Annotated in this window: 19 protein-coding genes; 7 read left to right on the top strand and 12 right to left on the bottom strand. The window is 51.2% G+C overall.

What is annotated here, in order from left to right; genetic code table 11:
- Positions 1-59: 59 nt before the first annotated feature.
- The 3 genes from IE073_RS11250 to IE073_RS11260 all read right to left on the bottom strand — a co-directional run bounded on the left by IE073_RS11250 (position 60) and on the right by IE073_RS11260 (position 3,690).
- Positions 60-1,703 carry a SulP family inorganic anion transporter gene (locus IE073_RS11250; RefSeq protein ID WP_189585794.1) on the bottom strand — a complete coding sequence of 548 codons (1,644 nt, stop codon included), beginning with the start codon at positions 1,701-1,703 and terminating at the stop codon, positions 60-62.
- 109 nt (positions 1,704-1,812) lie between these two features.
- Positions 1,813-2,502 carry a phosphate regulon transcriptional regulator PhoB gene (phoB, locus tag IE073_RS11255; RefSeq protein ID WP_189585797.1) on the bottom strand — a complete coding sequence of 230 codons (690 nt, stop codon included), beginning with the start codon at positions 2,500-2,502 and terminating at the stop codon, positions 1,813-1,815.
- Between the two features lie 12 nt (positions 2,503-2,514).
- Positions 2,515-3,690 carry a histidine kinase dimerization/phospho-acceptor domain-containing protein gene (locus IE073_RS11260; RefSeq protein ID WP_233350028.1) on the bottom strand — a complete coding sequence of 392 codons (1,176 nt, stop codon included), beginning with the start codon at positions 3,688-3,690 and terminating at the stop codon, positions 2,515-2,517.
- A 460-nt stretch (positions 3,691-4,150) separates the two neighbouring features.
- On the opposite strand from IE073_RS11260, the gene IE073_RS11265 reads away from it, so the two are divergent.
- The 6 genes from IE073_RS11265 to IE073_RS11290 all read left to right on the top strand — a co-directional run bounded on the left by IE073_RS11265 (position 4,151) and on the right by IE073_RS11290 (position 13,869).
- Positions 4,151-5,611 (top strand): efflux transporter outer membrane subunit, encoded by a 1,461-nt coding sequence (locus IE073_RS11265; protein ID WP_189585803.1) that lies wholly within the window; start codon positions 4,151-4,153, stop codon positions 5,609-5,611.
- Between the two features lie 10 nt (positions 5,612-5,621).
- Positions 5,622-7,052: an efflux RND transporter periplasmic adaptor subunit gene (locus IE073_RS11270; protein WP_189585808.1), complete on the top strand. Its 1,431-nt coding sequence runs from the start codon at positions 5,622-5,624 to the stop codon at positions 7,050-7,052.
- Between the two features lie 3 nt (positions 7,053-7,055).
- Positions 7,056-10,286, top strand: coding sequence for an efflux RND transporter permease subunit (locus IE073_RS11275; RefSeq protein ID WP_189585811.1), 3,231 nt, complete (start codon positions 7,056-7,058; stop codon positions 10,284-10,286).
- Between the two features lie 33 nt (positions 10,287-10,319).
- Entirely contained in the window at positions 10,320-12,401 is a 2,082-nt protein-coding gene (locus IE073_RS11280; RefSeq protein WP_233350030.1) for a M13 family metallopeptidase, read from the top strand.
- Between the two features lie 140 nt (positions 12,402-12,541).
- Positions 12,542-13,273, top strand: a complete 732-nt coding sequence (locus IE073_RS11285) for an SDR family oxidoreductase (RefSeq protein ID WP_189585814.1) — start codon at positions 12,542-12,544, stop codon at positions 13,271-13,273.
- Positions 13,273-13,869 carry a 2-hydroxychromene-2-carboxylate isomerase gene (locus IE073_RS11290; RefSeq protein ID WP_189585817.1) on the top strand — a complete coding sequence of 199 codons (597 nt, stop codon included), beginning with the start codon at positions 13,273-13,275 and terminating at the stop codon, positions 13,867-13,869. The genes IE073_RS11285 and IE073_RS11290 overlap by 1 nt, the downstream gene beginning before the upstream one ends.
- A 15-nt stretch (positions 13,870-13,884) precedes the next feature.
- Here IE073_RS11290 and IE073_RS11295 read toward each other — a convergent pair whose 3' ends face one another.
- From IE073_RS11295 to IE073_RS11310, 4 genes are all read right to left on the bottom strand, one after another.
- Entirely contained in the window at positions 13,885-15,516 is a 1,632-nt protein-coding gene (locus tag IE073_RS11295) for a GMC family oxidoreductase (RefSeq protein ID WP_189585821.1), read from the bottom strand.
- A complete protein-coding gene (locus tag IE073_RS11300) occupies positions 15,516-16,970 on the bottom strand; it encodes a coniferyl aldehyde dehydrogenase (RefSeq protein ID WP_189585823.1) in 1,455 nt (484 codons plus the stop codon). Before IE073_RS11300 ends, IE073_RS11295 begins: the two co-directional genes overlap by 1 nt.
- Positions 16,971-17,062: 92 nt before the next feature.
- A complete protein-coding gene (locus tag IE073_RS11305) occupies positions 17,063-19,561 on the bottom strand; it encodes a TonB-dependent receptor (RefSeq protein WP_189585826.1) in 2,499 nt (832 codons plus the stop codon).
- A 149-nt stretch (positions 19,562-19,710) separates the two neighbouring features.
- Positions 19,711-20,931, bottom strand: a complete 1,221-nt coding sequence (locus IE073_RS11310) for a GNAT family N-acetyltransferase (protein ID WP_189585828.1) — start codon at positions 20,929-20,931, stop codon at positions 19,711-19,713.
- A 3-nt stretch (positions 20,932-20,934) separates the two neighbouring features.
- On the opposite strand from IE073_RS11310, the gene IE073_RS11315 reads away from it, so the two are divergent.
- Positions 20,935-21,861, top strand: coding sequence for a cation diffusion facilitator family transporter (locus tag IE073_RS11315; RefSeq protein WP_189585831.1), 927 nt, complete (start codon positions 20,935-20,937; stop codon positions 21,859-21,861).
- Here the strand turns inward: IE073_RS11315 and IE073_RS11320 are convergent.
- The 5 genes from IE073_RS11320 to rlmN all read right to left on the bottom strand — a co-directional run bounded on the left by IE073_RS11320 (position 21,858) and on the right by rlmN (position 25,757).
- The gene (locus IE073_RS11320; RefSeq protein WP_189585834.1) at positions 21,858-22,403 is read right to left on the bottom strand and encodes a tellurite resistance TerB family protein; all 546 of its coding nucleotides are present in this window, start codon (positions 22,401-22,403) and stop codon (positions 21,858-21,860) included. The genes IE073_RS11315 and IE073_RS11320 overlap by 4 nt on opposite strands.
- Before the next feature lie 37 nt (positions 22,404-22,440).
- A complete protein-coding gene (locus tag IE073_RS11325) occupies positions 22,441-23,190 on the bottom strand; it encodes an extensin-like domain-containing protein (RefSeq protein WP_189585837.1) in 750 nt (249 codons plus the stop codon).
- Complete coding sequence (locus IE073_RS11330) at positions 23,175-24,008, bottom strand: S1 family peptidase (protein WP_189585840.1); 834 nt, start codon at positions 24,006-24,008, stop codon at positions 23,175-23,177. Before IE073_RS11330 ends, IE073_RS11325 begins: the two co-directional genes overlap by 16 nt.
- Before the next feature lie 3 nt (positions 24,009-24,011).
- On the bottom strand, positions 24,012-24,428 hold the full coding sequence (locus IE073_RS11335) for a DUF350 domain-containing protein (protein ID WP_189585844.1): 417 nt from the start codon (positions 24,426-24,428) through the stop codon (positions 24,012-24,014).
- 141 nt (positions 24,429-24,569) lie between these two features.
- Entirely contained in the window at positions 24,570-25,757 is a 1,188-nt protein-coding gene (gene rlmN / locus IE073_RS11340; protein ID WP_189585847.1) for a dual-specificity RNA methyltransferase RlmN, read from the bottom strand.
- Positions 25,758-25,818 lie beyond the last annotated feature (61 nt).

The raw sequence follows: 25,818 nt of genomic DNA on the forward strand, positions 1-25,818 counted from the left end.
GTCTCTCCCGCTTTGGAGCGTTAAGGCTATGTCGAATTTATTTGATCTGCAAGCAGGTCTTAATGCCCGCCGCCGAAGACGCCTGTGACGACCCGATAATCAGTTGCGATTTCATATTCTGGATCATCATCAGAATCGACGATTAACTGTCCAGCACGGTTAAGCAATGAATGACAATCGCGCGTGAGATGGCGAAGGCTGATCGCTTTACCCGCTTGCGTATATTTCGCCGCCAAACCTTCAATGGCTTGGAGGGCAGATTGATCGACAACACGTGAATTTGCAAAATCCACGATCACTGTGTTGGGATCGCCTTTGACGTCAAATAGGTCATTAAAGCCTTCGATAGAGCCAAAGAAGAGCGGGCCTTCAATTTTATAGACCTTCGTATCTTCATCCTCTTCGGTCTCCGCATCAATATGTTTCGCCGCGCTCCATGCATAGGCCAGAGCGGACACGATAACACCCACGACCACGGCGACCGCTAGATCATGATAGACCGTCACGACCGTGACCAGCACGATAACGAGCGCGTCGATTAGGGGGATGCGGCGCATGATCGTAAAAGACTGCCAAGCAAAGGTTCCAATCACGACCATGAACATCACGCCGACCAAGGCTGCGAGGGGAATCATGCCAATAAACTGCGAACCGAAAAGGATGAAGGCGAGTAAGAAGAGCGAGGCACTGATACCCGACAGGCGTGTGCGCCCTCCTGATTTCACATTGATCATGGATTGCCCGATCATCGCGCAACCGCCCATACCGCCAAAGAATCCTGTGACCGTATTGGCGAGACCCTGGGCTACACATTCTTGGGACGCGCCGCCGCGTTCTTCCTTGATTTCACCGACAAGGTTCAAGGTCAGGAGACTTTCGATTAGACCAATCGCAGCGAGGACCAAGGCATATGGGAAAATGATCTGTAGCGTTTCGAGGTTTAATGGAACGGCAGGGATATGGACAGACGGCAAGCCGCCCTTGATCGAGGCCAAATCACTGACGGTTTGAACATCCAATTTCAACGCAATAACGAGCGCGGTCACGATGCCGATGCCCATCAGAGGGGCAGGGATGGCTTTCGTGACTTTTGGGGTCACCCAAATCAGGAACATAGTCAGCACCACTAGACCTAGCATCAATATTAAGGGCGTTCCTGTCAGCCACGTACCTTCTAAAATATGGAATGGGCCATAATGCTCACCGGGAATGCGAACAGGTGGGGCCGATTGAAACTGCGAGAGTTGCGCCATACCGATGACAATCGCGAGGCCGTTGACAAAACCCAGCATCACGGGATGCGGGACGAGGCGGATAAATTTGCCAAGTTTAAACAAGCCCGCGCCAATCTGCATGATACCCATCAGCACCACAGTTGCGAAGAGATACTCAACGCCGTGATCTGCGACCAAGGCCACCATGACAACTGCGAGCGCGCCGGTTGCACCTGAAATCATGCCTGGGCGTCCGCCGATCAAGGCAGTGATGAGGCCAACGATGAAGGCCGCATAAAGGCCAACGAGCGGTTCCACCCCCGCGACGAACGCAAAAGCAACAGCTTCGGGTACGAGCGCAAGCGCGACGGTCAATCCCGCCAGTAATTCGATCTTCACCCGATTAGGCGTCAAGGTCAGGCGACCTGTGCGATTAGGCTTTGGAACTGAAATGGAGTCGGCAAAAGCCGCAAGGGTCGAACGGATCATGTAATCTTACCAGATGAAGGTTTGCCGCGCCATAGGCCCGCAGTCCTGCAAGGGCAAGCGCTTCACGCGGAAATGGATGATATCTGGCCTATCGCGAAGATGTTTGTGCTTAAAGTTCGGGCCGTAGGGCATACCCTGCGGATCGAACCGTCCGAATTGGGTCTTTTCGGTCGCCGACTTTCAATGCTTTGCGAAGGCGTCCGATGTGGACATCAACGGTTCTGACTTCCACGTAAACGTCATGCCCCCAAACAGCATCTAATAGCTGTTCGCGGGAGAAGACTTGCCCAGGTCGACGCATAAAATGCTCTAAAAGGCGGAATTCTGTCGGACCCAAATGAATGTCATTACCGGCGCGAGACACGCGATGGGCCTTCGTGTCAATTTGTAGGTCCCCAACCACGATCGCGTCAGACAGAACATTGGATTGCATACGACGAAGTAAAGCCCGGATTCGCGCGAAAAGTTCCGGGATGGAGAACGGCTTTATAATGTAATCGTCGGCCCCAATATCCAAACCTGTGACTCGATCATCCTCTTCGCCGCGCGCGGATAACATAATGATGGGCACTTCAGATGTGGACTCCCGGCGTCGCAATCTTCGGCATACCTCAACACCTGAAAGCTTAGGAAGCATCCAATCTAGCAGGATTAAGTCCGGAACACGTTCTTCTGCCATCAAAAGCGCCATATCGCCGTCTTCAGCCAATGCCGTTTCAAAGCCCTCACGCTGAAGATTATACTCCAACAGAGTTGAGATCGCAGTCTCGTCTTCGACGATAAGGACATAGGGGGTCATAGTGTCTCTGCTCTAAAAGATTGGGTTGGTCGATTTAAATACGATGGAAAAAGATGTTCCACTCGGAATGTTCTTTGTAGTGCCTGCGTGAATAGATTGCACGAATAAGCCTGCTCTGTGACGCATTACAATGTGTTTGACGATAGCAAGTCCCAACCCAGTACCCTTTTCCTGTGCAGGTAGGTCGCCTGCGATACGGTAAAATCGTTCGCCAATCCGCGGGAGGTGGGTCGGGGAGACACCGGGACCTTCATCCGAAACAATTGCTCGCCAGACGGGCTTGTCGGAGGAAGCCAAGGCTACAATGCTGCGGGACTTTGTGGCGGGACTTGCGGATTGAGGAAAGGCTTCGCCAGACCAATTTGGCAAGTATTCCAAATTTGTTGTGACGGTAGATCCAGGCGGCGAAAGTTTGATCGCATTTTCCATGAGGTTTAGAAAAAGCTGGACGCATTCATCTGTTTTGCCGGACGTGGTGGACGTGGGCGTCTCGGGCAAATTCACAACCAGGTTTACATCTCTCGTTTCAGCGAGTGGTGTAAGCGCATTCCGCGCTGCCTCAATCGCTTTGCGTACATCTGCTGTTTCTGACGGTAAAATATGTTCACTGCTCTCAATGCGGCGTAGAGACAAAAGGTCTGTCACAAGGCGACCCATCCGCTCAGCTTGTTCTGACATTATTCCAAGAAATTTTTCTCGAGCTATCGGGTCGTCCTTGGCATGACCTCGGAGGGTTTCAATGTAGCCTTTGAGCGAGGCGATCGGAGTTTTAAGTTCATGACTGGCATTGGCCAGAAAATCGGCACGCAATTCGCGTTCTTTTGCCGCCAAAGTCCGGTCTGCTAACACGGCGAACATGACGGCTGTTTGAGTGTCTCCTGGTCTCGCAGAAATGGCTTGAGAGAAATCAACATCAATATATCGCTCTGTTGGCTCAGTAATATGAACCGAAAGGGGAGGTGAGATTTCTCCCTCGAAGGCCCGATCCATCAAGGGTTTCAAAGCTGATGCCGGTAAAAATGCGCCGAGTGGACGGCCAACCATTTCCGGCGATAGCATTTTCTGCGCGGCTTTATTTGCGTGAAGAACTGTAGAGTTCGTATCGATGATAGCGACAGCCCTTGGGAGGGAGTCCGCGATTTCTTCCAATGCCTCGGCCCTCAGTCGACGGCAGTGTCTGTTAGTCACTCTGGGTCCGGACGAAGCTTGGTAAGGGTATGGCGAGCGAAAGTAAAACAGCAACGCGATTAGGCTTGCGCTTGTCACCGAGGCCGCGGCCCAAAACGGCGCCTTCGCCAGAATTGAGAGTGTCAAAAGTGAACCGACGACGATACAGCTGACGATCAGCGCATCTGGGCGGAAGGTGTTTTTAAGCGGGGAGGGCGGCACGAGCGTTTACGTGTCCAATACAGCTAACTTATCCTACCGGCGACCTAACGGAAAGAACGGGGTGAAGACAAGGGCGTTATCAAGAGCACATGCAATCTATTTGGACTTTTGGCGTGGTTTCGAACGATTATTGAAGGATGGATTACCATCAAGTATCTTTCGCGAACCAACATGAATACACAGACTTAAAGAAAATAATTATTATCGTTTTTCAATAATTATTGATTGACTTTCGCTAAACATCACTTAGTGAGGCACTATGCGATCAACATGCGATATTTTGGGTAGTTTACGTCACGCGGCCTCTGGGGGTGTGATTGTTCTTTTATTGAGCGGATGCGCGTCGATCAAGATGTCGCCTGAGCCGACAGTCGTTGCGCCGCAATTAGAGGCGAATGCAGATGTCGAGCCCCCTCAAGATTGGGTCGTGCCTGCGCCGGATGCTTTGCCCACAACGGATTGGGTCCGTACCTTTCCTGATACCATACTGATTGAGTTGGTCGATGAGGCGCTGCGAGAAAACACCAATATCGGGGCGGCTTACGCGAGATTGGAGAGCGCGATTGCTCGCGAGAAAGTCAGTCAATCTGCGCGTTTGCCTAGTGTTGGTGCGACGGGTGGTCTGTCGCGAACCGAGCGTGCCAATGAATTTATTCCCGATTCAACAGCAATAAGTATAGGCTTGAACGCGAGTTGGGAGCCTGATTTCTGGGGGCGTGTTTCCGATAATATCAACGCATCTGAATTAGAGACCGAGGCCTCTTCAATCGATGTTGCGGGTGCGCGCTTGTCAATTGCTGGAAGTGTTGCCCAAACGTGGTTTGGGCTGATTGAAGCTCGTCTTTTGACCGATTTGTCTCAACGAGAAGTCGAGACCCAAGAGAGGGCTTTGCGTCTTACAGAGCGCCGTTTCCAGTCAGGTGTTTCTGGTAGTCAGGACGTGCGCCTCGTCAGATCTTCCTTGGCGCAAGCAGAAGCCAATAAAGCGTCGCGACTACAGCGAATGTCGGACTTGTCTCGCCAGCTTGAGGTTTTGCTCACGCGATATCCTGCGAGCGAGCTCGACGCCTCCGTAGATTTACCAGAGTTGCCAGAGCTTGAGGGTGTAGGTTCGCCGACTTTCATTTTGACCCAGCGACCTGACCTGATCGCTGCGGAACGGCGCATGGCAGCGCAGGGAATTCAAATCGATTTGGCGAAAAAAGCTTTGCTTCCAAGTCTGTCTCTTACGGGATCAACTTCCGCAGCAGGTGGCGGGTTAGGTAGTTTTTTTGACATCGACGCTTTGGTTGCAAGCCTCGTATCAAATATTTCAGCTCCGATTTTTCAAGGCGGTCGTCTAAGGGCTAATATCGACCTTCAAGAAGCTGTCCTGAAGCAGCAATTGCAATCCTATATTGGTGCTGTGCTAAATGCGTATCTTGATGTAGAGAATGCTCTATACGCTGAAGGTCGGTTGGAAGAGCGAGAAAATGCACTGCGTGTATCCGTTGATGAGGCGTTTGCGGCGGAGCAGCGTCTTGAGCAACGTTATATTGAGGGCCTCGCGACGATCCTGCAGTTGCTAGATGCGCAATCCCGTCGTATTTCCTCCGAAGGTCAGCTAATTTCCGCTCGGGCCGAGCGATTGCAAAACCGCGTACGCCTTCATGTCGCCTTAGGCGGCGGAGCCTATGGGGATGTACCCCCTGACGCTTTACCTGCTTTTTTGAGAGATTAAGAATAACTCCATGTCCGACACTTCACTCGACTATTCTATTCCTGAGCGCAAAGGCGGGGTGTTGAGAAAATTTCTCGTCATCTTTGTGCCGATTTTCATCATTGTAATGTTCTTCGTTGCCGCTCAGGTCATTATCGCTCTGACGAAGACACCGAAGGAGAAGAAGCGGAATTTCAATACGTTGGCCGTGATTGCCGATTATGCGAAAATTGAGGACGTTCAGCTACAGGTTCGGACGCAAGGCGAAGCGCGTCCGCAAATTGAGATTGATCTCGTGCCTCAAGTCGGCGGTAAGATCGTTTACGTCTCTCCGAATTTTGTAGAGGGTGGCATTTTTCGTAAGGGCGAAACGCTTGTGCGTGTCGAGGATGATGACTTTAAAGTTGCTGTCATTCGCGCTGAAGCTGGCGTGGCGCAGGCCCAACAAGTCCTCGTGCGCGAAAAGGCGGAAGGCGAAATTGCGCGCCAAGACTATGCAGAGCTAGGGCGCGGTGAGCCGACGCCTTTGGCGCTACGAGAACCACAACAAGCGCAAGCGCAAGCCGCGTTGAGAGCGGCCGAGGCCGATCTTCAGGCGAGCAAACTGAATTTATCCAGAACGGAAGTAAAAGCGCCATTTTCAGGTCGAGTTCGTTCTAAAACTTCTGACATTGGGCAATTCGTGTCGCCAGGCAGCCGATTGGGGCGTATTTTCTCGAAAGATATCGTCGAAGTCCGTTTGGCATTGTCAGACGATCAATTGGCGAAATTAGACTTGCCGTTAGCTTTTGTTGCCAATGATCGCGCATCGGCGCCTAAAGTTGACTTGAGCGCCCAAGTCGCGGGAAAAACTCGGCACTGGGAAGGGCGTATCATGAGAACTGATGCAGCCTATGATACGCAGACGCGCGCACTCTTCGCGATTGCTGAAGTTTTTGATCCCTATGGCGCGGGAGCTTCTGAGGATGGTGTTCCGCTGGCGCCGGGTCTCTTTGTTGATGCTGATATATCAGGCAAGTCTTTTGAAAATGTTATTGTCATCCCGCGCGACGGACTACGTCCTCAGGATGAAGTCTATATCGTTGATAATGTGGGCCAAGCGGAAATCCGCAAAGTCAGCGTCTTAGATGCTGGGCCAGAGCGCGCGCTTTTGACATCTGGTGTTGGTGCGGGAGAACTGGTTGTGTTGTCCCCGATGGAGCGATCCCGCGTCGAAATCACACTTAAAGTGTTGGACGTGAATGATCCTGAGAATGTTTTAGTCGATCCGCCTAAACCAGACTGGATGGTTGAGGCAGAAGCTGAAGATGCGGCTGATGCCAAAGCAAGCGAAGGCGACAAAAAGAAAAAGCGCCGCTGGGGTAAAGCGTCTGATGAAGATGACGGTGCCGCAAGCGAAAATTCCGACAAAAAAGACGAAGCGGAAGGCGATCCTGAAGACGATAAGACTGAGGAGAATTAGACCGTGAAAGCTCTTGTTGCATGGTTCGTAAGGAACCCAGTGGCGGCCAACCTTTTGATGTTGGCCATGTTTGTTGCGGGTATCTTTGGATATTCAAATCTCGAACGTGAATTCCTTCCGGGTACAACGATTAACGGGATGACGGTCAGCGTGCAGTGGAACGGCGCGTCTCCACGCGACGTGAACGAGCAGATTGTTACCCGCGTTGAAGAGGCCGTCGATGGTCTAGACGGTATTGATTATATTGAGGCCACGGCCCGCGAGGGCGGCGCTTCTATCAACATCCGAACAAAGCTTGGTATCGATTACGAAAAAATGCTCGACCAGGTGAAGAACCGTGTGGATGCCATTCAAAATCTTCCGCCTGACTCCTTCCGACCCCAAGTTATTCGGTGGGACGCACAAGTTGATATCATGTATTTGGCGCTCTACGGGCAAGTTGACCGTTTAACTTTGCAGCGTGCCGCCAATGATTTGCGTTTGAAGCTGACGCAATTGCCGGGTCTTCAGCTCACAGAGCAGATGACGAAGATTCCGGAACAAGTCACAATTGAAATTTCCGAAGATGCGCTCCTGCGGTATAATTTAACGTTTAATCAGGTCAGCCAAGCGATCTCGGGCAGTTCCGTGAACTTGTCCGCTGGGACCGTTGAAACAACAGGCGGGAACCTGCAATTGCGGGCTCGCAATCTTGCTGACTCAAAAGCAGATTTTGAAAATATTATCGTGCGTCAAACGCCAAGCGGCGGGATTGTTCGCATTGGCGATGTGGCTAATGTCATCGACGGGTTTGATGATAATAAGTTCGCCGCGACCTTCCGCGGGCAACCAGCCGCGATTTTCCGCGTGTTATCGCCTGAGACGTCTAACATCACTGAAGCTGGGAATGCTATTCGCAAGTTCGAAGAGGACATTCAGGACTCCCTTCCGCCGAATATGACTTTCAGTATTTGGGTCGATGGTTCAACGATGTTCGACAGTCGCATGTCCCTCATCTCTGGAAATGCCTTATCAGGTATGGCTTTGGTTCTGATTGTATTGATGCTCTTCCTTCGGCCAAAGGTCGCAATTTGGGTCACGCTCGGAATCGCAGCGGCATTCGCAGGCGCGCTTGCGGTGGCTCCAGCGATCGGCATCACGTTAAACATGATCTCATTGTTCGCCTTTTTGCTAGTGATCGGGATTGTCGTCGATGACGCCATCGTTGTTGGCGAAAGTATTCATTTTCACGTGGAAAACGGGATTGATGGTGAACGCGGTGCCATCGCTGGCGCAGGAATGGTTATGAAGCCTGTCTATTTCGCCGTCATCACCACCATAATGATGTTTGTGCCTATGATGCTTCTATCCGGGCCTATTCGGTCGATGTTTGAGCAAATTAGTTTGGTCGTCATCGCCGTTTTGGTTTTCTCCCTTATCGAGGCTTTCTTTATTTTGCCGGCGCATTTGCGTCACTTAAAGCCCGTCGACCCAAATAAAGTTACGGGCATAATGAAGTTCCAGCATCGTCTTGCCGAAAGTTTGAATACCTTTGCGCGTAAGGTTTTTCGACCAGTGGTCGCACTTCTGCTGCGGTTCCGTTACGTCACCGTTTCAGTCTTCCTCGGCTTGATGATTATGGCCGTAATGTTGCTTACATCTGGCGTAGCTCCATCGGCCTTCTTGCCTGAGGTGGAAGGTGATATGATCCAAGTGGAAATTCGTTTCCCTGAGGGCACCACCTTCGAACGGCGCGAGCAAGTTCGGCAGCAATTGGACGACGGTATCGCGCGGTTGAACGCTGACTCCATGAAGCTATTTGGGGTTGAAGAAGATGTGATCTCGCATCCTGGCACGATCACTGAAGGACGTGGAGTTCAAGGCTTCCTCGGTCTGATTGAGACCGACAAACGAAATAACACATCGACTCGTACGGTTGCTGATAAACTCGAAGAATATGTGGGGCCCGTCAGCGATGCATTCCGCGTCAATTATGGATCGACCGAAGGTAATTTTGGCGGGGGCGGAGGCTTATTCTATGCTGTCGACTCTGACAATGAAGATGATCTCCGCGCTGCGATTCTTGACCTCAAAGAAGAAATATCCACTTATGATGGTGTCGTTGGAACCTGGGATAACCTAGAAAGTTCAGCTTCAGAAATACGTTTCAATATGAAGCCAGGTGCCGAAACTCTTGGGATTACGTTGCAAGACGTGACCCGCCAAGTTCGCCAGGCCTTTTTTGGACAAGAGGTTCAGCGGCTGCCACGAAATGGTGAAGATGTTCGGGTGATGGTTCGCTATCCCCTCGCGGCGCGGGAAAGCATCGATAGTTTGAATGACCTGCGTATTCGCAGCGCGAATGGTGTCGAAGTCCCGCTTTACTCTGTTGCTGAGGTTAGCTTCGCCGAGGGTGTTTCGCGCATCCAAAGACGGGACCGAAAGCAGGTCGCCTATACGGGCGGTCGTGTCCGAGGCGAGCCGCAAATTCAGACAGAGATTAAGGCGCAATTAGAGGCTGATTTCTTCCCAAGTTGGCAGCTTCGTCATCCCAATGTTGAGAAGGTCAAGGTTGGCGAAGATGAAATTCAGACCACTCTAATTAGAGAGTTGAGCATCAGCGGACTTGCCATCCTGTTTATGATGTATGGCTTGCTGGCGATCGCGTTCAAATCCTACTCTCAACCATTATTGATTATGATTGCGATTCCTTTCGCCTTTATCGGCATGATCTTCGGTAACCTAATCACAGGCGTTCCGTTTGGGATGATGAGTGTGTTTGGCTTCTTTGCGGCTTCTGGCGTTGCGGTGAATGATAACCTCGTGCTTATCGATTATGTCAACCGGCTACGGGATAAGGGGGTAGGTGCCTATCAGGCTATGCTGGATGCTTGTGTCGCGCGTTTTCGTCCAATCTTGCTGACATCGGTGACGACATTCGTCGGTATCATGCCAATCCTATTTGAGACGTCCACGCAGAGTGAGTTCCTGAAGCCCATGGTGGTAGCTTTGGCCTTTGGTGTTCTGTTCGATTTCTTCCTCACGCTCATGCTTGTACCTGCGTTATTCGGCGTGGGTGTCGACCTACATCGTTTCTTCAAGGGCCTTTGGACCGGTGTGAAACAAGATCCGCTCGGGTCAAACTATGATCCTGACATTGTCTTAGCTCTAGAGGGTATGGACATTGCAGATGATATTGATTTGGCGGGCAAACCTTCCGCGTCTAGCGGGAGTGTTCCCGCACCAGCGGAATAGTAAAAAATATGAACCAGTCTTGGAGGACTTTACGTGTCGCTTAAATTTGTAATGGGAACGAGTTTTGCCGTTCTTTCTCTCGCGCTCGCTGCGTGCAGCGAAAAATCTGTTGAAACGGAAATGACTGAAGTCACAAAGACAATGACAGTCGAACCAAAATCTGCGGTCCTAGGGACCTTCGGCATTGCGACAAAACATATGGATACGGCTGTTGATCCCGGCGAGAATTTCTATGAATTCGTCAATGGAACTTGGCTCAAAAACAAAGAGATACCAGCTGATCGTTCACGTTTCGGCGCATTCAACGTGCTGAGTGATCAAGCGGAAACCCGCGTTCGTAAAATCATCGAGACGGCGGCGAGCAAGTCCGATCCAAGCGCAGATGAAAAACGCATCGGTGACTTCTATAACGCGTTTCTCAACACTGATTTAATCGAAGAAAAAGGGTTGGCACCCGTCCAACCTGCGCTTGATCGTATTAAAGCGGCAGAAACCCATGGGGATATTCTAGCTCTCATGGCGGATACGGGATTGGGGCTAGCTTCACCTGTTTCGCCATACGTCTATATCGATGCGAAGAAAAATGACGAATATATCGTCTATATGACCCAATCTGGCCTCTCATTGCCAAACCGGGATTATTATTTTGACGAAAGCGAAAAAGGACAGAAAATCCTGAAAGGATATCGCGATCTTGCCTCGACAATGCTCTCAGAGGCCGGTGCCGAGAATGCAGCCAAGCGCGCGGAAGCTGTCTTGGCTTTTGAAACCGCTCTCGCAGAAGGACATTGGACTCGCGTCCAGCAGCGCGATCGTGATCTGACCTACAATAAAATGAGCACAGCAGAACTTGCGGAAATGGCCCCTGGTGTAAATTGGGATATGATGCTCACAGCCCTCGGACTTGGCGAACAAGAGACAGTCATTATTCGCGAAAAATCCGCGATCGAAAATGCGGCTAAAGTCTTCGCGGATACGCCCGTTGATGTGCTGAAAGACTATCTCACCGTTAGCTTGATGAATGGTCATTCGGCTTATTTGCCAGCCCGTATCGATGATGCGAATTTTGAATTCTACGGCAAAACACTGCGAGGCCAGGAAGAACAACGCCCCCGTTGGAAACGCGGCGTGTCTGCTGTCAATGGCACATTGGGTGAGGTTGTCGGTAAGGTCTATGTGAAAGAGCATTTCCCACCGAATTCAAAAGTTCAAATGGATGAGTTGGTTGAAAATATTCGCGGCGCTTTCAAAACGGGCATCGACGGTCTGGAATGGATGGGCGACGATACAAAAAAACAAGCTCAGTATAAACTGGCGAAGTTTAACCCAAAAATTGGTTATCCAGACCGTTGGGAAACCTATGAAGGTTTGAACGTTGACCGGGACGACCTCATCGGAACAATCCAGTCCGCTCGAAAGTGGTCATGGGAAGATTCTATTGGACAATTGGGCCAACCTATCGATCGCGACGAATGGGGCATGACGCCTCAAACCGTGAACGCTTATTACAACTCCATTTTGAATGAGATCGTATTCCCTGCTGCGATTTTGGACGCGCCTTTCTTTGATCCGAACGCAGACCCTGCCGTGAACTATGGTGGGATTGGCGCGGTTATCGGCCATGAAATGGGCCACGGATTCGACGACCAAGGTCGAAAGTCTGATGGCGATGGTATTCAACGCGATTGGTGGACGGAAGCTGACGCGGAAGCCTATGAAGCTCGGGCCAAATTGCTTGCAGATCAATATAGTGCCTTCGAACCCTTGCCAGGTGAAAACCTTGACGGGCGTTTAGGCTTGGGTGAAAATATTGGTGATCTGACCGGTGTGACCATGGCCTATAACGCGTACAAAAAATCTCTGAATGGCGAAGAAGCACCAGTGATCGACGGTTATACAGGTGATCAACGTTTCTTTATGGCGTGGGCTCAGGTTTGGGCCATTAAGTGGCGCGAAGAAGCCTTATCCGCACAGATCAAAAACGGTCCGCATAGCCCAGGCGAATTCCGCGCCAATGGTATCGTGCGCAACTTCCAACCTTGGTATGATGCGTTCGGCATCACAGAAGACGACGCCATGTATTTGGCTCCAGAAAATCGAGTGAAAATCTGGTAGGTCGAGAAAGACTTGCAATTCAACGGCCCATCTCGTTAACGCGGGGTGGGTCTTTTTTTATCCGATCAGAAGCCGTTGTAGTCTGGCCATGATTTTCCTTATTGTCTGATATGGTTATCTGAACTTAGGAGGGCCTTTGTTTGTCTAAAGTTAAAACAGCGCTGATCATTGGGGCGGGTGATGATACGGGATCAGCAATTGCGAAGGCGTTTGCCCGCGAAGGCTTGAGTGTGTGTGTTACCCGCCGGCCACGCCATCTGGACAAGCTAGAACAATTGGTCGCAACCATTCGGGAAGAGGGCGGCCAAGCCCATGCCAAACCCTGTGATGCGCGAGAGGAGGCGGGCATGATCACTCTATTTGAAGAGGTCGAAGCGATTGGACCGTTAGAGGTCGTCGTCTTCAACATTGGTGCAAATGTCAGATTTGGGATTACCGAAACGAGTGAGCGTGTCTTCCGAAAAGTCTGGGAGATGGCATGCCTTAGCGGCTTTCTGACGGGGCGTGAAGCGGCTCGGCATATGCGACCGCGTGGTCAGGGAACTATTATTTTTACAGGTGCCACCGCCAGTCTTCGCGGAGCGTCCGGCTTCTCTGCTTTTTCATCGGCGAAACATGGCCTGCGGGCCGTTGCCCAATCTATGGCGCGAGAATTAGGACCGCAGGGTCTTCACGTTGCCCACACCGTCATTGATGGCATGATCGACTCGAATTTTATTCGTGAAGTGGTTCCCGATGTGGATGATCGACGCGCGCGTGATGCTATTTTGAACCCAGACCATATCGCGCAAGCCTATGTCGATATTCATAATCAACCTCGGACAGCTTGGACATTTGAGCTTGATTTGCGACCTTATTGTGAGACGTGGTGATGACGCAGACAATAGATTTTATTTTCGATTTCGGTAGCCCCAATGCTTATCTGGCTTGGAAGGTTTTACCCAACATGGCCGCGCAAAAAGGCGTCGTGGTGAACTATATCCCCTGTTTGTTGGGTGGGATTTTTAAAGCGACAAATAATCAACCGCCAATGATTGCCTATGGCGCCGTTTCAGGGAAATTGGAGTATCAGCGGATCGAGATGAACCGTTTCATTGCAAAATATGGGCTCTCGAAATTTCGCTTTAACCCGCATTTCCCAGTCAATACGTTACTCCTCATGCGCGGGGCTTGCGCGGCCGCAGCCAGTGACACGCTCGACGCATATATTGAGGCGGCCATGGCGGCGATGTGGGAAGACGGACTGAATATGTCTGATCCAGATGTCTTTGTCTCTGCCATGAACGCAGCTGGGCTGGAGGGTTCGACCTTACTAACGGAGGCCCAAAACCCAAGCATTAAGGCGAGACTGTTGGAAAACACGAACGCCGCAGTTTCCCGCGGCATATTTGGTATTCCGAGCTATTTTGTTGGTGACGAAATGTGGTTCGGAAAAGACCGCATTCGGGACCTGATGCAGACGCTCTAACTATTCTGAAGTCATCTATTCTGCGGCTTGGGGAACAGCCCACTCCGCTTTGATCATATCCGCAGCTTTTTCCGCAATCATAATTGTGGGTGCGTTAGTATTACCAGAAACAACTTGCGGCATGATGGAGGCATCGACAACGCGCAATCCATCCAGACCGTGAACTTTAAGCTGCGGGTCTACGACTGACGTCGGATCTGCCGTCAGAGACGGTCCCATTTTGCAGGTGCCGACAGGATGATAAACCGTATCGGCGCGGGCGGTGATATCGGCACGTAATTCAGCTTCGTCGACGGCATCCGTTCCGTACAGCGGTTTGCCCCTCGCCGCGTCCAATGCGGGCGATTGCATAATCTGCTGCGTGATACGCGCTGCACGATAGAGTTTTTCGACATCGTCAGGATGCGTCAGGAACGCCGGATCGATGGCGGGTGTGTCAGATGGGTCAGCCGAGTTCAATGTCACCGTACCGCGGCTCTTAGGTCGCAGCAGACAGACATGTGTCGAGAAACCATGTCCCCAGTGAAGCTTTCGACCATGATCATCTACAACGGCGACGATGAAGTGCAATTGAATGTCAGGCGACGGTTCATCCTTATCAACGTAAAGAAACGCACCGCTTTCAGCGAGGTTTGAAGCCAGTAAACCGGTTCCTGATTTTCGATAATTCACGATCTCTTTAATCATGTTGAGAGAGCCACCCAGCGAAAATCCGACCGTTTCTTTCGACAGATTTCGCTTAGCTTTATAAGCCGATATCCAATCAATGTGATCTTGCAAGTTTTCACCAACCCCAGGCAAATCATGAACTTGCTTAATCCCATGGGGCGTCAGGTTTTCAGCCGCGCCAATCCCTGACAACAGCAAGAGTTGAGGGGAGCCGAACGCTCCGCAAGAGACGATTACTTCTCGTCGGGCTTTGACCTCGATTGTTTGTTTCTTCTTTTGTAAACGCACACCAGTTGCGCGACCATGTTCCACGAGGACTTTTTCGGCTAAGACCTCCGTCATCACGCTTAGATTGGGGCGTTCCATGGCTGTTTCGAGATAGGCTTTTGCCGTAGACCAACGAACACCATCTTTATGGGTCACGTCATAGGGACCGAATCCCTCCTGCATGGCCCCATTGAAGTCATCATTGGCTGGAATTTGCAGCGTTTTACAAGCTTCGAAAAACTCTTCGTTCAAAGGAGAGATTTTCCGACGCTCGACGCTCAAAGGTCCACCTGCGCCGTGAAATTCATCTGCGCCTTGGTCTCGATCTTCAGCTTTTTTGAAATAGGGCAGGACATCGTCATAGGACCAACCGGGATTTCCCAGCGAGGCCCAATTATCGTAATCCGCTTTATGGCCACGAATATAGATCATCGCATTGGTGCTGGACGAACCACCCAAGGCTTTTCCGCGTGGCTGATAGCCCTTACGACCGCCAAGACCCTTTTGTGGAACTGTTTCGAACGCCCAATTACGCTTCTTGGTGACCATATTCACGATGGTTAGTCCGGGTACCGATACACTCCAATGTTTATGTGTTGGGCCTGCCTCAATGAGGCAGACGGAGACGCTGGGGTCTTCGGTTAGGCGTGCCGCGAGCGTGCATCCCGCACTTCCCGCACCAACAATGACAAAATCAAATTCGGTTTCCATTAGAGAATTTTCTTCATGAGGCCGATCATCTTCCGCGTCTTATTGGTGTAAGGCGGGAAAAGGTTTTTACCTTGGCTAAACTTCGACTGAATGAACACGCCCTTCATATGGGAGAAGCTCTGGAACCCTGCTTCGCCATGATAGGCACCCATGCCAGATGGACCGACGCCGCCGAAAGGAATGTCTTCTTGGACAACATGCCAAGCGGTTTCATTGATGGACACGCCGCCTGAAATTGTCTCGCGGAGAACTTTGTCGCGGTTGCCTTTGTTTTCACCGAACCAATAAAGCGCCAATGGTCGTTCACCTTTTTGGATCGTATCCAAAGAGTCGTCGAGTGTTTCCGACGCCACAACAGGGAGGAGGGGCCCAAAAATCTCTTCCTGCATGATTTTCATGTCAGGTGTTGTGTTCGTCACAACCGTGAGCGGCACGCGGCGTTCTTTGGCGAGCTGTTGCTTGTCATCATCGCCAGCGACACGAATTGTAGCGCCTTTGTTTTCGGCATCTTCAAGAAGGTCTTGAAGGCGCGCGTAGTGACCATCGGCAATGATAGACGTATAATCGGGGTTACCTGCGACGGTTGGGAAAAATTCCTCGGCCTTCGCAATCATCGCATCAGAGAACGCATTAATCTTGGCTTCGGGCATCAAAACATAATCTGGTGCCACGCAGGTCTGGCCAGCGTTCAATAATTTGCCATTGGCGATACGCGCAACGGTCATATCCATTTTGGCGCTCTCGTCGATGATAACAGGCGATTTTCCGCCAAGTTCTAGCGTCACAGGGACGAGGTTAGCGCCCGCGGCTTTGCCAACCATACGCCCAACACTTGTGGACCCAGTGAAGACGAGATGGTCAAAGGTCAAATTAGAAAAAGCCGAGGCCACATCGACCCCGCCTGTAGCGACGAAAACTTCTTCATCTGTGAACCCTTTGGCCAAGACCTCCTTTAGAAGTTGACTAAAACGCGGCGTGTATTCGCTGGGTTTAATCATCGCGCGATTGCCTGCACCCAGTGCGCCGACAAGCGGCATGACAGCGAGCTGTAGCGGGTAATTCCAAGGGCTGATGATGCCAATGACGCCAAGGGGCTGTGGGATAATCACGTTCTTAGCAGGTAGATATTGCAACGCGGTTGGGGCTTTGCGGGTCTTCATCCATTTTGGTGTATGTTTAATCGCATGAGAAATGCCGCCTTGGATAACGAGGCATTCGGCGATGAGCGTGTCTTCTGCGGCGCGGTTGCCGAAGTCATCGCTGATGGCTTTAATAAATTCGGCTTCGTGGCCGAGGATCAGTTCGCGGAGCGTGACGAGTTTAGCTTTGCGGGAAGCCCAATCCGAATTTGGGTTCTTGTTAAAGGCAGCGCGTTGTGCGGCCAAAACGGTGTCGAGTTCGGCTGGTTTTGTCGTACCCGTGCTGACGGGCTTGTCTGGATTAATGCGGACCATTTCGGATTCCCCTAATTATATTTTTGTCACTTATATACGAAAAAGGGCGCGACCCGAAGGCCGCACCCTGAATTTAATCTATGCTGTAACGACTAGAAGTTCTTACGAACCGTCGCGCCGAACATACGTGGCTCTTGGATAAAGGCCGAACGTGAACCAGAACGGAATACAGTGTTAAATGTAACACCGCGTGTGATCTCATTCGTGAGGTTGGTTGCCCAAAGCTCAAACGCGTAGCTATCGTCCGCATCCGTCAAACCAATACGCGCGTTCACTTTCGTGTTCGCATCTTGGACATCATATGGATTTGGCGCTTGAGTTGCCAAGACCACAGCTTGTGTTGATGTCCGACGATCACTTTCGTAGCGCATCTGAGCATTCAAGAAGAAGTTCAGATTCTCTGTGAGGCTACCTTCGTAGTTCGCGCCCAAGATACCCACAGTGCCCGGTGCATTGGTGAGGTCATTGCCACATAGCGAAGTTACGTTGATCCGCGTGTCACTGCCTGCACAGTCGTCAGGATAAGCCGCATCCACGAGCGTTAAAGCACCGTTCAATGTCAATCCGTCCGTAGGACGGGCAACGGCTTCGATCTCGATACCTTTAGAGTTCGCTTTTGGCACGTTAAACGTCGTGAACTGTGCACCCGTGAACTCCAGAACTTGGAAGTTATCGAAGTTTTGGATGAAGGCCGCGACGTTCAATGTGAGCATATTGTCGAGAAGTTTCGACTTCAGGCCAATCTCATAAGCATCAACTTCTTCCGAAAGGAAGCTCGGCTCTGCACCACCGGATGCTGCCGTAGAGTCCAGGTTAAAGCCACCGGCTTTGTAACCATGGGTAAAGCTGGCGTATGTTGAAACCGACGGTGCGATTTCATAGCCAAGTTTCGCTGTATAGATCAGTTCCTCGTCTTTGAAGGTCTCATCAAATGTGCGCGGCAGTGGGAACACTGCAGCTTGAGGAAGATCGGCAGGTGCCAAGAATGCCAAACACCCAAGTCCGAAGACGTTACTCACGAGGGGAGCCGGCACATTGCCTGCACCGATAGAGCCCAGAGTTGCCGGACAAATCGTATTGGCCGCATTTGATTGCCCAAAGCTACCATCTTTGGTTTCGTCTGAATAACGAAGGCCCAAAGTGAGTGAGAGCTGATCGGTGACATCGAAGATGTTATGCGTAAAGAGCGAGAAGCTTGTGCTGTCTTGCGCATAATTTTGCGTCATCGTTGTACCCGCTGGATCAATTCCACCTGTTAGGACTGATAACGGGTTCGCGCCAAAGGCACCGCCAGTTGGGGCAAAGAAGAGCGCCCCGACAAGTTCGCCGTAATCTTCACCGAGTTCAAATCTGACATCCTGCTCGATTTCTTCGTCAGAGTAATACGCACCAACCATCCAGCTCAGACGGTCTTCCATCGCACTACCTTGAACACGGAGTTCGTGGCTCATGGTATTGATTGCCAGAGGACCACTTACGTTCAAGACATCGATTCCAGAGAAATCTGAATCATAGTCTTCAAATGCGTCATAATCGCGAATTGACCCTAGATAGATCAGGTCTGCATTATCGCTGATTGGGTATTCCATCTCGAGGACAAAACCTGTTTGATCGCTGCTCGGATTAGGTTCGAAGCTTACGCCACTTATAAGATTGTCGACGGCAGCTTGTGCGCCACTATCATCATTAACACCAATTGCGACATCCGGACCAACCATACCGCCACGTGCACCCAGGCCTACGGCACCGAAAAGACCCGCTGTTTCAACGGCGGATTGCTGAACTTCCAAAGCAGCGCCGACAGGAGCGGAACTTTCGGAGTGATCAACGATCAGGCGGCCTTTAAATCCATTGTCCGCTTCCCAACCGACTTGGCCACGGAGCATGAATTGATCAACGGCATTGGATTCGCCGATGCGATTTCCGTTGGCGTCAAAAAGTTTGAGGTAACCATTCCGGTTGCGGTAAGCCCCTGTCAGCCGGACCGCCACTTTGTCCTCAACAACTGGGATGTTGATTGCGCCTTGAACGCTCTTTTGGGCGTAATTACCCAATGTGGCATTTACGAAGCCGCTAACTTCATTCGACGTCAAATCTGGACGATTATTGACAATCTTCAGTGCACCCGCCGACGTGTTACGTCCGAAGAGCGTACCTTGTGGGCCGCGAAGGACTTCTACGTTTTCAACATCTACGAATTCACCAAGCGCGATACCGGGACGAGACTGATAGGCCCCATCGATGAAGACACCGACCGCAGATTCAAAACCAATGTTGTTAGAGGTCGTACCGACACCGCGAATGCGAAGCACGACTGTGCCTGACGCTGTTTGTGCGGCGGAAGAGGCAAAACTAGGTGCGACAATAGCCAAGTCCTGTACGTTGACGACGCCTTGCTTCTCTAAGACTTCTGGCGACAATACAGTCACCGCAATTGGAACATCTTGTAGAGCTTCTGGTCGACGTGTCGCTGTCGAGATAACGACATCTTCACGGAATGATGTGTCGCTACTCTGTGCAAATGCAGTGGACGCAGACATGAGTGCGGTAGTTGACAATAACGCAAGACCTGCGCTGGCTATCTTATTCATAGAACTCTCCCCGAGTGGATAATAGAACACCCCGGATATTTCCGGTGACGCTATATCCTTGATTTGCGAAATTTTTGCGCTTTGCAAGGTGTAATAAGGGGAAGTTTCGCGAACTGTGGCGAAAACACCACAGTTTTTGGGTAAAACGCCTAGGCGCGTCCAGTTTTCACAAAGGCGGCAATCATATGACGCGTCCGTCCGCCCAAATTGTCCTCGCAGGCTGCGATTTGGGAGTATCGGCGGCGAAGTTTCCCAGGCGCGTCTTTCAACCGCCCGACGCCCCAGCGTTCTGTTGCAGCATAGATTCGTGACAGACGACCTGCCGCACCGGATAGGGGGACAAAACCAGAGACCACTTCAGCCGACGCGCTGGCATAATGACGTTTATAGCCGTCCAATCCTTCGCCCATGTCGATTTTACGATAACCCGTGTCGTCACTTGCATCGATCAGCATCTCTAGGAGTTGGATGCCCGGACCATATTCCGACAATTCATCATCATAGGCGACCATCCAGCTGTGGAAGACATCGCCATCTGATAGCCCGAGATCGATGGCTGCGAGACGGTCCCCGAAGTAAAGTGCGTGCATGTCACAGCGTAAGTCTGCTTTTATGCCGCGTTCCCATAGACTTCGAATGAGAGACTGCGTCCAATCAGCAGAGAGCACATCATATTTTCCAGTTTGCGTGAATTTCTTTCGCTTCCAGTCAATCAACGATTGGTAAACATCAATGTTTCGAGAGAACAATTCGATCCGAGGCGTGCCAATATCTTCATCTGCTTTGCGCGTGCGGCGACGATTAGATTTCAGGTGTCGTCGATAGGATCCATCACGACCTGCGCGCCAGTCGTCGACAGACGTATCAATTTCAATCGCTGCAGTGACGGATTTTGATAATATCTGCGGTAGGCGGAGGCGGTTTGGGTCCGTGGCACAACTATAATGAAACGCGCCAATACCTGTACCCGTTAGCAGGCTGTCATATGTAACGTCGTTATCACGGGTTATGATACCATGATAATCGCTCATCGGCGCGCCGACTGGCCGCGTAAAGCGCTGTCCTTGTAACGGTAGAAACGCGAGAGGCGTGCCGTCTTCTTCGTACTGACAAACAATTCGCACGTCTGGCCGTATATCGGACAGAATTTTCGCATAATCGGGATGAAAATAAGGAGATCGCAAGGCTGGGTTTTGCGCGCGCATTACCGACCACGCCGCCCAATCGGTCTCCGTCATTTCGGAGGATCGCTGCAACAATGTGCGCGGCAAGTTATGTTTATCGGTCTGTCCCACGCGAACGGCATAAGAGGCGAACGCTAAAAACGAATTAAAATCATTGACGACAACCGCAAATTTATTTGAAGACACCACATGGCTAGCCATTCACATCATGATCACGGCGCTGATCACCATGACCATAATCACGAACACGGTCACAGCCACGCCCCCAAGGTAAACGAAAGTAATCGACGGCGCGTGGGTCTGGCTGCGCTGTTGACGGGCATCTTCATGATTGTGGAGGTGGCTGGAGGTCTGATTTCAGGCTCACTCGCATTGCTCGCCGACGCGGGTCATATGATGACGGATTTTGCGGCCCTCGCAATGGCCTGGGGGGCTTTTAAAATTGCGCAACGCCCCGCGAATTGGCGGCATACATTCGGCTATGATCGCGTTTCAATTCTCGTCGCCTTCGTCAATGGTCTGACTTTGTTTGGCGTTGCCGTTTGGATCATCTGGGAAGGTATCCATAGGTTTTTAGAACCTACCGACGTGTTGGCGGGTCCCATGCTTTGGGTCGCTATCGCGGGGCTAATTGTCAACCTTATTGTCTTTTGGGTATTGATGGGTGCCGATCAGCATAATTTGAATATTCGTGGCGCTGTTTTGCATGTTTTAGGGGACCTTTTGGGGTCCGTCGCAGCCATTGCTGCTGCCGTTATCATCTTAACCACGGGCTGGGTTTTGGCCGACCCCATACTTTCCATTTTAGTGGCCGTTCTAATTTTGCGTTCAGCCTGGGCCTTAGTAAAGGATTCTGCCCATGTTTTGCTTCAAGGGGCACCAAGCAACCTGGATCGGCGTGAGATCGAAACGGACTTACTCATGAATGTACCAGATCTTTTACGTGTGGATCATATTCATGCTTGGGCTGTCACGCCTGAACGTCCTATTGTGACGCTGAATGCTTATATCGCTCCAAGCGCGCGAGTTGAGCCAGTCGCCCAAGCCATTAAAGCGCGTTTGGCTGAAAAGTTCGACATTGACCACGCCACAGTTGACGTGATGCGAGAGGGCTAATTCAGGTCAAAACCTTCGCGGAAACGTCTGAGAAATTCTTTCTGATTTATGTCGGGTGCTGACTCGGCGCTCGCAACTTGTACCAACATTTCTGCGAGATCGCGTGCATCATCTTTTGTAATCGTTTCACGTAAAATTCTGCTCATCGGCGTCAGCGATGTTTCTGGCAGGACAATATCATGGGTCAGGCCATCCATTTGCCGCACCAATCCATCTGCATCATCCTCGGATAATTGCATATTTGTTGAAAGTTGCGCCTCGATAACATCACGGGATTTATCGTCGATCCGTCGGCTTTCGCCTGCTCGCGCCATCATTATCATCAGGACAGTGGCAGCCTCGACAGGCGTTTCAATCAACTCAAAGCCACCTTTATTATAGGCTTTTCTGAATTTGCGCTTTCGCGGCATATTTTTGGCTTGGATCGCCGCGCCGCGGACAGTGTTGGCGGCGTCGCCGATGTTTTGGCGATTCGCGGATAGACGAAGGGCCCAGAAAAGTGCTGTGCCGACGAGAGCGAAGAAGCCGAGTAAAATATGCATAACGCAGCTTTAGCGCGAAAGACTTATCAATGTCTAACTATCTGCAACTGCGGGACGGCCCCATATCGAGATGGAAGTGATCCTTATGCGCGGCATTGTAATCGGGCGAGAGCGTGACCTGAAACAAACCGCAGGCTGCGTCGCGGGCTTCGCGCAGGAAGTTGGCTTTCTTGCGGGGGCCATTCCAATCTCTTTGGATTTGGATGCTGCTACCGTCTTCCAATTCAAAAGCGGCAACATCCCAAGCATTGGCATAAGAATGCTCGGACCATTTCCCCGATCCATTGCCGCGCTGACGACGACAGGAATAACTGCCGTAATGATGAATTTTGGCGAGCGGTTGATCGAAATGTTTGCGGGCCAACTGATCGACTTCGCGTTGCCAGAGATAAACCGCAACAGAGAGTGGGCACTGCATATTGCTCTCCCCGGGCGCGAAAAAAGTTTGATCGGTTCCATAAACGACCCGGGCGACATCCCAACCGCAAACGTCTTTTCCTGCCCCCGTGGTCGGTCGTTTTGGATCTGCTGGAATGGATTTAAAGTCGTCTGTATCGCGCGCCAAATCCATGCAGACTTGAGACGATTTCAGGTTCAAGGCAAAAAGCTGTTGACGTGTCGCAAAGCCTAAAGGGCGCGATGTGTCCAACGGTTTCCAAAATAAGTGCTGCGGGGGTACGTAATGGTCAACTGCCCAAATCGACCCGCCGATTATAAGGGTGAAAAGGGCCGTAACGAAGCCCCCCCAAATCCAGTCGCTTTTTTGACGCTTTACTCGACCAAACATATGACCTGCGCCACACGGCGGTCTCGGCGTAATTTGTCAGCTGACAATCCGTAAGAGTCGAGGGATAGAGGCTCAATGCCAGTTCCAGGCTCTGTAATAATTCCGCGCAAATATCTTGGCGCGACTGAATATACACGCCCCCGTCGTGGAGATTCTGCGCTTACTACACCAATGATTTCGCCGTCTTTATCAAGTACGGGGGCACCAGACAAACCACCCAATGACCCACTGAGGTTGCGCGACCGACCCAATTCTGACCACGCCAGCACGGCTTCATCATTCGAATAGCGGCCCCGAACTTTCATGCGATTTCGTGCTATGAGGCTACCGACGACCTCGCCTGGTTTGCCTTGTGGGAACCCAATAAAGTATCCGACTTCGCCGAGTTGTCTTTGGTTCTCAAGATCAGCGGGAAGCGGCTTGCGCGCCCAGTCAGACCGAAGGACAGCCAGGTCAGAGTTTTGAACGATCTGGGATTCGACGGGAATGACGCGCCCCATTCCGATGCGTAAGGCGACACGGTCGCAGCTATCGACGACATGACGTGCGGTCAGCCACAGACCTTTGGCATTTATCGAAAAAGCTGTTCCCATTCCAGATTGGCGAGGTGCGACGTCGACAAGGACAATATCATCTCGCGGCGAATCCGAGGGCAACATAGGACCGAGTTCTGGGTTCTCCGGGGCGTCGGGAATTATGACGTCCTGTTCGACGCCATAGGCGGTCCACACGAAGACGATTAGCACCAACGCATAGATAATCCAGTCAGGGAATTTTTTGCGCCCTTTCGCTTGATATCCACTGGCCCGACGCGCCATGGATTAACCTGCAATAGCGAAGGCGAGTATCAAGGAACCCGCAAGTTTAAAGGCCGCTAAGACAAGAGTCGGCCCGACTTCGTCACGTTCAATGCGCTCGGGCATTCCCCGAAAGACAATGTAATCGGTCATCCGGAAGAGAAAGAGTTGAAGAAGCAGAGCAAAAGCTGTCCATATGCCGACATCATAGAGCGAGAATTTGTTAATCAGACACGCCGCCACAGGCAAAGCCATGCTCAGGATTAAAGCCGAAAAGTGGATGGCCGCTGCAATATTTCCAGATTGAACAAGCTCGATTTCTTTGTGTGGGGTCAGTCTGACATAGGCGACGATTGCAGCTGTGTAGATGACCGCGACCATGATCAGGTAGAAAATAAGGTGAGGGAAGCCCGCGGCGAGGCTTTCAAATGCAGGCTGCATTGGATGGGTCCATCTGTGTTATCGTTATGCCCACGATGCCCAGTCCCACAACACGGACATCTCCAAAATCTGTGTCCAAGTTTTGTGCACTAGGTTCAAGGCTTTTGTGCTGAGAATCAAGATTCTCACAGCCTTTTAACTTTAAATTTTCGTAGCCTTTTGAACTTTCGCTTCTTTTCGCAACGTGGAGGCGCGTTTCTTCTCGCTATCGCTTTTGAGTTGCCCGCAAGCCGCGAAAATGTCCTGACCCCGCGTTTTACGAATGGGGCTAGCGTAGCCAGCCGCATTGACCATATCAGAGAAGGCTTCGATCGTTTCGGCGTCTGAACAGACATAATCAGAACCTGGCCACGGATTGAAAGGAATGAGGTTCACCTTGCAAGGAATACCCCGCAGTAGTTTGATGAGTTGCTTGGCGTGCCAAGGCTGATCATTAATACCCTTGAGCATCACATATTCGAATGTGATCCGACGTGAGTTGGAAAGACCTGGATAGTCACGACAAGCCTGCATCAATTCCTTGAGCGGATATTTTTTATTGATCGGCATAATCTGACTGCGAAGTTCGTCATTGGCGGCATGAAGTGAAATCGCGAGTTGGGCTTTTGTCCGTTCGCCCATGGGGCCAATTTCAGGCACAACGCCGGAGGTTGAAACTGTGATGCGGCGGCGACCAATGCCGAGGCCTTCAGGATCACAAATCGTGTCCAGCGCGTCGCCGACCTTTTCGGTATTATAAAGCGGTTCACCCATTCCCATAAAGACGATATTTGTCAACTTGCGATTCTCTTGAGTGGTTGGCCATTCCTCAAGATCATCACGGGCGATAATGACTTGCAGCACAATTTCACGTGCCGTCAAATTACGGACCAAGCGCTGCGTGCCTGTGTGGCAGAATGTGCAGGTGAGTGTACAGCCAACTTGGGAACTGACGCAAAGCGCGCCAGTCTTGGACACATCAGGGATGAAGACACTTTCAACCTCAACGCCGGGCGACATGCGAATGAGATATTTTCGTGTGCCATCGACAGAAATCAGGCGTTCCACGATTTCAGGACGATCCAGGGTAAATGCCTTTTCAAGTTTTGTGCGCATAGGTTTGGCAATGTTCGTCATTTGATCAAATGACGTCACGCCGTAATTATAAATCCAGTGAAAGACCTGCTTTGTCCGCATACGCACTTTTTTCGGCTCGATCCCGATGCGCAATAACTCCTCGGAGATTTCCTTGCGGCCTAACCCGACGAGACTGACCTTGCTTTCAGACGGGGCTGAAGCTGGCGTTACGGTTGCGTCAGGCGCGGTGTTGATGAGCGTAGTGGAAGACATGAGGCGGCCTCTATCACGGCGATGACCGACCGCAAAGCGGTGACTTCACAGCGCGAATCCG

Origin of the sequence: Litorimonas cladophorae, from assembly GCF_014652455.1 — a bacterium.
In the GTDB taxonomy this organism is placed as follows: Bacteria; Pseudomonadota; Alphaproteobacteria; order Caulobacterales; family Maricaulaceae; genus Litorimonas; species Litorimonas cladophorae.